Origin of the sequence: Microbacterium sp. ISL-103 (assembly GCF_018613995.1) — a bacterium.
Taxonomy (GTDB): Bacteria; Actinomycetota; Actinomycetes; order Actinomycetales; family Microbacteriaceae; genus Microbacterium.
In genome coordinates, this window is sequence record NZ_JAGGPD010000369.1 from 1 (window position 1) to 8,941 (window position 8,941).

Annotated in this window: 9 protein-coding genes; 1 reads left to right on the forward strand and 8 read right to left on the reverse strand. The window is 70.1% G+C overall.

What is annotated here, in order from left to right:
* The coding region (locus J7E68_RS13495) for a carboxylesterase family protein (protein WP_251048975.1) at positions 1–711 on the forward strand (711 nt) is incomplete at its 5' end.
* 35 nt (positions 712–746) lie between these two features.
* Here J7E68_RS13495 and J7E68_RS13500 read toward each other — a convergent pair.
* The 8 genes from J7E68_RS13500 to J7E68_RS13535 all read right to left on the reverse strand — a co-directional run.
* Positions 747–1,244 carry a DUF3237 domain-containing protein gene (locus J7E68_RS13500; protein WP_215173390.1) on the reverse strand — a complete coding sequence of 166 codons (498 nt, stop codon included), beginning with the start codon at positions 1,242–1,244 and terminating at the stop codon, positions 747–749.
* Complete coding sequence (locus J7E68_RS13505; protein WP_215173392.1) at positions 1,241–2,485, reverse strand: flavin-dependent oxidoreductase; 1,245 nt, start codon at positions 2,483–2,485, stop codon at positions 1,241–1,243. The genes J7E68_RS13500 and J7E68_RS13505 overlap by 4 nt, the downstream gene beginning before the upstream one ends.
* 65 nt (positions 2,486–2,550) lie before the next feature.
* On the reverse strand, positions 2,551–4,173 hold the full coding sequence (locus J7E68_RS13510; RefSeq protein WP_215173394.1) for an amidohydrolase: 1,623 nt from the start codon (positions 4,171–4,173) through the stop codon (positions 2,551–2,553).
* A 58-nt stretch (positions 4,174–4,231) separates the two neighbouring features.
* Entirely contained in the window at positions 4,232–4,699 is a 468-nt protein-coding gene (locus tag J7E68_RS13515) for a DUF3237 domain-containing protein (protein ID WP_215173396.1), read from the reverse strand.
* Positions 4,696–6,402, reverse strand: coding sequence for an ABC transporter ATP-binding protein (nikE, locus tag J7E68_RS13520; RefSeq protein ID WP_215173398.1), 1,707 nt, complete (start codon positions 6,400–6,402; stop codon positions 4,696–4,698). Before nikE ends, J7E68_RS13515 begins: the two co-directional genes overlap by 4 nt.
* Complete coding sequence (locus J7E68_RS13525; protein WP_215173400.1) at positions 6,399–7,262, reverse strand: ABC transporter permease; 864 nt, start codon at positions 7,260–7,262, stop codon at positions 6,399–6,401. Before J7E68_RS13525 ends, nikE begins: the two co-directional genes overlap by 4 nt.
* The gene (locus J7E68_RS13530; RefSeq protein WP_215173401.1) at positions 7,259–8,206 is read right to left on the reverse strand and encodes an ABC transporter permease; all 948 of its coding nucleotides are present in this window, start codon (positions 8,204–8,206) and stop codon (positions 7,259–7,261) included. Before J7E68_RS13530 ends, J7E68_RS13525 begins: the two co-directional genes overlap by 4 nt.
* A gap of 30 nt (positions 8,207–8,236) precedes the next feature.
* Positions 8,237–8,941 (reverse strand): ABC transporter substrate-binding protein (locus J7E68_RS13535; protein ID WP_251048976.1); only part of this gene is annotated, 705 nt, incomplete at its 5' end.

Consider the following 8,941-nt stretch of genomic DNA (forward strand, 5'->3'; position numbering starts at 1 on the left):
AGTGAGGATCGTCTGCTCGCCCTGCAGAAGAAGGCGACCCAGCTCGGGCCGTCGTCGATGACCACCATGATCGATGAGGGTCTGCCACTCGGGCCGGTGATCGACGGCGACCTTCTCGTACGTCCGACCCCTGAATCTCTGCGTGCCGGCGTCGGTGCCGACAAGCCGCTCGTGATCGGTGCAGCCGACGACGAGTTCACCATGGCGTTCACGGGCAGCGCTGCGAAGGCGCTCCGATGGGTGCCGCAGGCGGCTCTTCTGAATCGGCTCGGGCTGCCCAAGGGCATCCGGGCCGAGTATCTCGCCGCGAATGCCGACGTCGCCCGTCTCGGCAAGGCGCGGCTCGCGGGGCGGGTGCTCACCGACCGGATGTTCCGCGCCACAGTGCCGCGCATCGCCGCCGACCGAGGTGACGCACCGACCTGGCTCTACCGGTTCTCATGGCCGTCCGGGCACTTCGGCTTCGCGGAGCACTGCCTCGACGTGCCCTTCTTCTTCGACTGCCTCGACGGCCCGTCGATGGAGGCGCTGGCGGGCCCGAACCCGCCGCAGCAACTCGCCGACGAGCTGCACGGTGCCGCCGTCGCCTTCGTCACCACGGGCGATCCGGGCTGGACGCCGCACCAGGGGGATGCCGGGATCGTGCGCGTCTACGACCGGCCCACCCGCGACGTCGCCGATGCGTACGCGTCGGTGAAGGCGCTGCTCTGACCTGAGCGGGCATGCGATGAGGTCGAGCGCCTCGCTCAGCCCACCCGGTAGGCGCGGTAGCGCACGGCATCCGCCTGTCGCTGCGCCGCCGAGAGGAACAGCGAGCGCTGCAGGTGGGCGAGCGCGGGAGCCGCCGTCTCGATCTGCACCGTGGTGCGGAAGTAGTACGAGCCGGGATCGACGTCTTCGCCGCGGCGCAGCTGCTCGAGCACGTCGGGGGTTCCTGTGCGCAGCCCCTTGGCGTGCAGCAGTAGCAGGTCGCCGTCGGTGGTGCGCGCCGAGTAGCGTCCGTCGATCTCGATCGTGCCGTCGGGGCGGACGATCTGCCAGTCGGCGCCGCCGGGCAGGATCTCGGCGTCGACGGCGCCGGTGACGCGGCCGCCGAGGATCGGCACCACGCGACGGTGACCGACGCTCGTGCCGCCGTGGTCTTCGAGCGGACCGAGATCGACGGTCACGTCGAAGGCGAACTCGAAGATCGGCACCGGAAGCAGCTCGTGCAGGTCGGGAGTGCCCGCGCCGTCGACGCTCATGCGACCGGGGTGAGCGACGCGCGCTCGTTCAGGACCGACGGCAGGAATCCGGCCGCGGTCTTGTAGTCGGTGGCGATCTGCTCGCGTTCGGCGTGCGGGATCACGCTGTCGATGTCGTCGAAGCCCTCGGGAGCCCGCTCGGCCGCGAGCTGCATCACGCGCTCGGGGCCAGTTGCGCGGGTGCCCGCGAGCAGGGCCGTCATGGCAGGGCGTCGAGCATGCTCGTATCCGGCGAGCGCCTCGTCTACATCGCCGGCGGAGGCGAGGTGGAGGGCGAGGGTGCGCGCGTCGAGGATCGCCTGGGATCCGCCGTTCGACCCGTTGGGGTACATCGCGTGTGCGGCGTCGCCGAGCAGGGTCGTGCGGCCGAACGTCCACTGCGGCAGCGCGTCGCGGTCGACCATGGGGTATTCGAGGATCTCGTTGGCCGTGGCGATAGCGGTCGGCACGTCGAGCCAGTCGAAGTTCCAGTCGCGGAAGAGCTCGGCGATCGGTGCGGGGTCGATGGCCCTGTTCCAGTCGGCCTCTCCGGTGCCGCCGACGCGGCGTTCGGCGATGAAGTTCACCAGCATCCGCCCGTCGGCATCTGCGGGAGCGAGGGGATACGCGACGAACTTCTGGTCGGCGTCGCCGGCCATGATCATGGTGCGGCCGTCGAGGAAGGCCGGAATCCGCGTCACTCCGCGCCACAGCGTGAGGCCTCCCCACGGCGGTGCGCCCTCGGTCGGGTAGCGCAGAGCACGCAGAGCGGAGTGGATGCCGTCGGCGCCGATGATGACGTCAGCGGTGACCTCGGCCGTGCCGTCGGCGGTCGCGAAGGTCGCCGTCTCGGTGCCGTCGTCGTTGCTCGTGACGCCGACGAGACGGTGATCGAGGCGGATGGGTTCGGCGAGACGCGCCTCGGCGAGGTCGCGGAGAGCGAGCTGCAGGCGACCGCGGTGCACCGACAGCTGCGGCCAGCGGTAGCCGGCGTCGAGGCCGCGTGGCTCGTGCCAGATCGGCTGCCCGAGCCGGTTGTAGTACGCCAGCGTGCGCGGTTCCACGCCCAGTTCGGCGATGGTGTCGGCGATGCCGAGCTCGGTCAGTTCACGCAGCGCGTGCGGCAGCAGGTTGATGCCGACGCCGAGCCCGCGGATCGCGGTGCTGCGCTCGTAGACGGTGACGTCGTGCAGTCCGGCCTCGTGCAGGCTGATCGCTGCGGCGAGTCCGCCGATGCCTGCGCCGACGATGATGATCTTCATCGATCTCTCCTGATCTGTGCTGCGGTGTGGAGCAGCGGGTGAATGGGTGATGAGCGCGGCGGCTCTCAGTCGCGCATGTGCACGACGGTGCCGCCGACGACCGTGACGGCGGTGCCGACGCTGATGAGCGCCTCGGTCGGGATCGCGAACGGATCGACGGTCGACACCGTGATGTCAGCACGGGCGCCGACGCGCAGCATCCCTCCTCCGCCGAGCACGAGTTCGGCGGAGCCGCTCGTGTACGCGGCGAGAGCCTCGGTGAGGGTGAGCCGCTGGGTGGCATCGAGCGGTTCGCTCGGCTGCCCGTCTGGCCCGGGGAGCGTGCGGTTGACGGCCACGTGGATCGCGAGCCAGGGGTCGGCGGGCGACACGGGCCAGTCCGATCCCATCGCGATCGCGGCGCCGCTGTCGGCGATCGCCCGGAACGGATAGCCGGCGCGCATGCGGGCGTCGCCGATCATCGGCACGACGGCCGGATCGACGGCAGCCCACAGTCCCTGGATGTTCGCGGTGATGCCGAGCGGTCCGAAGCGACGGGCGTCGTCGGGATGCACCATCGACAGGTGCGCGAAGTGGTGGCGCTGGCCGGTGCCGTTGGCGTGTCGAGCGGCTTCGACGGCGGCCAGCGCGACGCGCACTCCGCGGTCGCCCATGATGTGCAGGTGCATCGCGAAGCCCTTGGCGTCGAGCGAGACGACGAGCGCTTCGAGCGCCTCGGCATCGATGTGCAGCTCTCCGCTGCCCGCATGACTGCAGTACGGCTCGAGCAGCGCCGCGGTCTCGCCATGGGGCACGCCGTCGACCATCGCCTTCGCGGTCGACGTGTCGAAGCCGGCCGCGGCGTTGACTGCTCGGAGCGCGACGAAGCGCTCGACCAGCGCCGGCACCTGAGCAGCCGTGGTGCCAGGAGGCACCCACAGTGCGCCGGACGTGCGACTGCGCAGCGCCCCGTCGGCGATCGTCGCGAGGTACGCCGCCGTGCAGTCCGCCTTGCCGTTGTACTCGCCGAGGATCGCCTCGTGCCAGCCCGTGATGCCGAGCGTCCACAGGAACTCCTGCGCGTTGAGAAGTCCGGCGGCGATCTCGGCATCCGTCGTCGCGGGGATCACCCGCCCGACGAGCTCGGCCGCCGTCTCGTTGAGGTACCCGGTGGGGTCGCCCTGCTCGTCGTGATGGATGTGCCCGTTCGGGGGCGCGGGCGTCTCGCGGTCGACCCCGGCGAGCTCCAGCGCGCGCGAGTTGACCCACAGGGTGTGGTGCCCGGCATCGCTCAGGGCGACCGGTCGGTCGGGCACGATCGCGTCGAGCATCTGCCTGGTCGGATGCGGGAACAGCTCATGGCTCCAGCCGCCGCCGGTGATCCACTCGGCATCCGTCGCGTCTGCTGCGGCCACGATCAGCGACAGCGTCTCGTCGACGCTCGTGGCCGTGGTCAGGTCGCAGCTGAGTCTTTCGACGCCGGCGAAGGCCGCGTGGATGTGCGCGTCGACGAACCCGGGCAGGATGCCGCCACCCGCCGCCTCGATGATGCGGGTGTCGGGGCCCGCGAGCGCGAGGATCTCGGCATCCGTGCCGATCGCGATGATGCGCTCGCCGCGGATGGCGACGGCCGTGTCGGCGGTGCCCATGCGTCCGTCGAACACGCGGCCGTCGACGATGCACACGTCGGCGAGGGAAGTGCGGGTCATGGTCGTGCCTCTCGTCGGTGCGGCTGCGCCGCTCGGGTTCTGCTCGTCGATCATCTCGTCACACCACTCGGAACACGCGGATGACGACCTGGTCGTCTCCGGGGCGGGCGTAGCCGACGAACTGCGACTCGGCGAGCCAGCGCAGCGAGTGCTCATCCGTCTGGAACACGAACGCGGTGCGGTAGTACAGATCCTGTTCGGAGGGCTGCCCGCCCGCCTCGAACTGCGCGATGGCAGCCTCGTTCGCGCGCCAGTAACCGCGGTTCACGACGTCGACGAGGTGCCCGTCGATCTCGATCAGGTAGTGCGCGTCGAGCTGGGTGGTCACGCCGTGGTCGACCCACCAGTCGCCGCCGCCGGGCACCACGCGTCCCTCGACGCGCGGGCCGGAGAGAGTGCCGCCCGTTATCGCGGTGAAGTGCAGCTGGCCGCCCTCGCCCCGACCGATCCGCTGGGGTGGGGTCACGTCGACCTGCAGCTCGAAGCAGTACTCGAACGCGGGGGTCATCAGCTCGGTGTCGGTCATCGCCGTCTCCTCTTGGTCGGTCTGTCGAGCCCGATCGTGGGAATCGGGGTCGTGCGCACAGGAATGCGCCGCTGCGGCACCCAGCCGTCGCCGGGAATCGAATCGAGCAGCAGTCGGGTGTATTCAGCCTGGGGGTTGTCGAGCACGGTTCCGGTATCACCGCGTTCTTCGATGCGACCGTTGCGCATCACGATCACCTCGTCGCACAGACGGCGGATGACGGTGAGATCGTGGGTGATCATCAGCAGGGCGACGCCGGTGTCGAGACGGATGCGCTCGAGCAGTGACAGGATCTCGACCTGCGTCGTGACATCGAGCGCCGACACGGCTTCGTCGAGCACGAGGAGGCGAGGCTCGGCAGCGAGTGCTCGTGCGATCGCGACGCGCTGTCGCTGGCCGCCCGAGAGCGATCGGGGTCGAGCGTCGAGCAGAGCGGCATCGAGGTGCACCGACTCCATCAGCGCCGACACCCGTGCCGAGAGGGCCGCGCGGTCGTCGTCGCGGCGGTGCACCCGGATCGCCTCGACGAGGCACTGCCGCACGGTCTGGCGCCGGTCGAGCGACTGATACGGATCCTGGAACACCATCTGGACGGTCTTCGCGCGAGCGCGGCGTTCGGCACCCGAGCCGGCCGGCGTGCTCCAGTCGGCGCCGTCGACCCGCACGGTGCCGGTGTCGGCGCGTTCGAGGCCGCAGATCACGCGGGCGGTGGTCGACTTGCCGGAGCCGGATTCGCCGACGATGCCGAGAGAGCCACCCGCCGCGAGCGCGAACGACACGTCGTCGACCGCGGTGAGGATGTCGTGGCCGCGACCGTGCGCCGCGCGCACACGGAAGGACTTCTTCAAGCCCTCGACACGCAGCAGGGGGTCGGTCACCCCAGTCGGTTCCGACGCTGCAGCGGGAGGCGCCAGGGGCACGGCGTCGAGCGAGGCCGACATCAGGATGCGCGTGTAGTCCTCGCGAGCATCCGCCCGCATGCTCGCACCGTGCAGCGTCTCGATCGTGCGTCCCTGCTTCATGACGACCACCCGATCGCACACGGCTCCGGCGAGGGCCAGGTCGTGCGTGATGAAGAGCAGCGACAGGTCGCGGTGGCGGCGCAGGTCGCCGATCACCGCCATGACCTCCTCCTGCGTCGTCACGTCGAGGGCCGTGGTGATCTCGTCGGCGAGCAGCAGTCGAGGATCCATCGCGAGCGTCGAAGCGATCATCACCCGCTGCAGCAGCCCGCCCGACAGCTCGGCGGGCCGCTGTCGAAGGCGGCGGGCAGGAGAGGGCACTCCCACCTCGTCGAGCAGCTCGACGGCGCGGCGGTCAGCGGCATCCTGGGTGAGCCCGGCGACGGTGACCAGCGCCTCGGTGAGGAAGTCGCCGATCGTTCGCAGCGGGTTCAGATGTGCACGTGGCGTCTGGAACGCCATGCCGATGCGCAGCGCCCGCAGCTCGCGGCGCCCTCGCTCGTCGAGGGCTGCGAGATCCTGTCCCTCGACGCGGATCGTGCCCGCCGTGGTGAAGCTCTCGGGCAGCAGGCCGGCGATCGCGCGCACGCTGAGGGTCTTTCCCGACCCCGACTCACCGACGAGGCCGACCGATTCGCCGAGGGCCACGTCGAGCGTGCAGTCGTGCACCAGGGTGCGCGGGCCGTCGGGCGTCGGCATCCCGATCTCGAGACCCTGCAGCTCAAGCACCGGTGCCGTCATCGTTCCTTCTCCTCTGCCCAGGTGGTGGTGCGGGCGCCGATGATGCCGACGGCGAGCACGGTGATGACGATCAGCAGTGCCGGGAACAGCGACTGCTCGGGAGCACCCGCGAGGATCGCGGCCTGCCCGCCGGCGATCATCGAGCCCCAGTCGGCGGCGGGCGGCTGCTCGCCGAGGCCGAGGAACGAGATCGCCGCGAGGTCGAGCATCGCGTAGCCGAATCCGATCGTGGCTTGGGCTGCGACCACCGGGATCAGCGCGGGGATCAGGTGACGGAAGCAGATGGCGGCGCTCGAGACGCCCTGCACCCGCAGCGCCGCGATGTACGGTCGACCCAGTTCCCGCGAGGCGGCCGTCTGGGTCAGGCGCGCGACGACCGGGATGTACGCGATCGACAGTGCGGCGACGGGGGCGACGAGGCCCTTGCCGAACATGGCGACCGCGAGCACCGCGAGCACCAGGCCGGGGATCGCGAAGATCACATCGATCACGCGAGCGATCGTGCCGCGCACGAGACCGCCGAACCAGGCCGAGGTGATCGCGAGCGTCAGACCGAGCGTCGTGGAGAGCGCCACGACGATCACCGGTGCCGTGACGCTCGCGGCCGCACCGACCAGCACGCGAGACAGGATGTCGCGGCCGAGGTCATCGGTGCCGAACAGGTGGTCGAGCGAGGCGGGGCCGTTGGTGGGCCCCGCGTAGAGCAGATCGGGGGAGTAGGGCGCGAGCCACCGGCCGGCGATCGCGATGACCGCGATGACCGCGAGCACGACGACGGCCACGACCACGAGAGGGTCGCGTCGTGCGAGCCGACGTGTGGCTGCGGGGATCCGACCCGCAGCGAGCTGACCGACGCTCATGCGTTTCTCCGGGTTCCCGCGCTGTCGGGGTCGATGGCAGCGGCCAGCAGGTCGGCGATCGCGTTGAGCACGACGAACAGGGCGACGAGCAGCAGTGAGACGACCTGCACGACCGGCAGGTCTTTGCGGGCGGCTGCCTCGGTGAGCAGCGAGCCGATGCCGCCGAGCCCGAAGGCCTGTTCGGCGATGGCCGAGGCGGCGAACAGCCCGGCGATCGTCGTGCCCGAGATCGCCAGGATCTGCGGCGCCGCATTGTGGAAGACGTGCCGGCGGAAGACGCGGCCCCACGGGATGCCTCGGACGCGGGCGGTCTCGACGTGCTCGGAGTGCAACTGGGCGACCAGGGCGCTGCGGGTCACCCGGCTGATGTACGCGATGAACATCAGCGCGAGCGAGACCGCAGGCAGTACCAGGTGCCAGAGTCGATCGAGTCCTTCGTCACCCGCCCCGAAGGTCGGGAACCAGCCGAGCGAGGTGGCGAAGATCCAGATCAGCAGGATCGCGACGATGAATGTCGGCAGCGCCATGCCGAGTGATGTCGTGACCGACACCACCATGTCGGTGCGGCGGCCGCTGACGGCGGCGAGGATGCCGGAGCCCAGGCCGAACACCGCGATGAGCGCGGTGGTCAGAAGCACCAGCTGGAAAGTCACCGCGAACCGCGCCCCCACGAGCTCGGCGACATCCGTCTTGTAGACGAACGACCGGCCGAAATCGCCGGTGATGACACCGCCGAGCCAGTGGAGGTACTGCAGCCAGACCGGGTCATCCAGCCGGTACTCCGCGCGGATCGCCGCGATGAGCTCCGGGGTAGGACGTGCTCCGCCCGCCAGCGTCGACACCGGGTCTCCGGGCGTCAGCAGCAGCGCCGAGAAGATGATGACGCTGGCGAGGAAGAGCGTGAGCGCGAGTCCGCCCAGCTTGCCGAGCACCGTCCTGATCATGAGGGGATCCGTTCCGTCGTCGCAGACGACTCACTCGCCGCCGAGGTGCAGCGCCCAGGGGGAGCTGTAGATCGCGACAGAGGTGGTGATGCCCGTGAGGTCGTCGGACAGGTAGGTGAGCTGGTACGCCCCGGCGAGGGTCACCTGCAGCTGATCGGGGGCGAAGATCTCTTGAGCGCTCACGAAGGCGTCGGCGGCGGTCGTGGCATCCGTCGCGGTGCGCGCCGCCTGGAGGTCGGCCGTCACCTCGTCGTTCGCGTAGCCCGACCAGTTGAAGATGCCGCCGATCTCGGCCGGCAGCATGAACAGCTGCGGGTACCCGAGCACGCCGGGAACCTCGAGGTAGCCGGTCGTGGCGACGAAGTCGATGCCGTCGCGCAGCTCGGGAGTGTAGAAGAGCGCTCCGAAGTCCGCCGGCTGACGTTCGTCGATCGTGACGGTGAGGCCGATGTCCTTCGCCGCGCTCTGGACGATGGATGCCGTCTGCGAGAACTCCTTGGCGCCGGCAGGAACTGCGAGCACCAGCGGCACCGAGGTGTCGATGCCGGATTCGGCGATCAGCTCTTTGGCCGCGTCGAGGTCGACCTCGGGGGTGGGCAGGGCGTCGTAGGCATCCTGGTAGGTGTCCTTCGCCTCCATCCCGCTCCACACGAACGGCGGGACGATCGTCTTCTGCACCTGGCCGAGGCCCTGCAGCACGGTGTCGATGTAGACGCTGCGGTCGATAGCGAGGCT